Raw genomic sequence first — 660 nt, 5'->3', positions numbered from 1 at the left:
AGCAGGTTCGCTTCGCTGTCGACGATCGCGTAGCCGTTCGTGATCGTCACGTGCGCGCCCGTGAGCGCGTCCGCGTCGGCGACGTTCAGCGTGAGCACCGAGCCGTCGTTCGTCGCGAGCGATTGTGCATGCGTGAGCGAAGCATCCTCGCGATTGATCGCGGCGAGCAGGTTCGCTTCGCTGTCGACGATCGTGTAGCCGTTCGTGATCGACACGTGCGCGAGCGCGAGCGCGTCCGCGTCGGCGACGTTCAGCGTGAGCACTGAGCCGTCGTTCGTCGCGATCGAGTGCGCGTTCGTGAGCGAAGCGTCTTCGTTGTTGATCGCGGCGAGCAGGTTCGCTTCGCTGTCGACGATCGCGTAGCCGTTCGTGATCGTCACGTGCGCGACCAGCAGCGTGTCCGCGGCGCTGACGGAAAGCGTCACCACGCCGACTTCGTTCGTCGCGAGCGATTGTGCGTGCGTGAGCGAAGCGTCTTCGTTGTTGATCGCGGCGAGCAGGTTCGCTTCGCTGTCGACGATCGCGTAGCCGTTCGTGATCGTCACGTGCGCGCCCAGCAACGTGTCCGCGTCGCCGACGGAGAGCGTCACCGCGCCGACGTCGTTCGTCGCAAGCGATTGTGCGTGCGTGAGCGAGGCGTCTTCGTTGTTGATCGCGGCA

At 65.2% G+C, this 660-nt stretch carries 1 protein-coding gene; it reads right to left on the bottom strand.

The window, feature by feature from the left end:
• The coding region (locus tag EYW47_RS41365) for a hypothetical protein (protein WP_205710101.1) at positions 1–660 on the bottom strand (660 nt) is incomplete at both ends.

Origin of the sequence: Paraburkholderia silviterrae (assembly GCF_004353915.1) — a bacterium.
Classification (GTDB): Bacteria; Pseudomonadota; Gammaproteobacteria; order Burkholderiales; family Burkholderiaceae; genus Paraburkholderia; species Paraburkholderia silviterrae.
The sequence above is the reverse complement of the archived record's forward strand: the minus strand, read 5'-3'. Positions and strand labels throughout refer to the sequence as shown.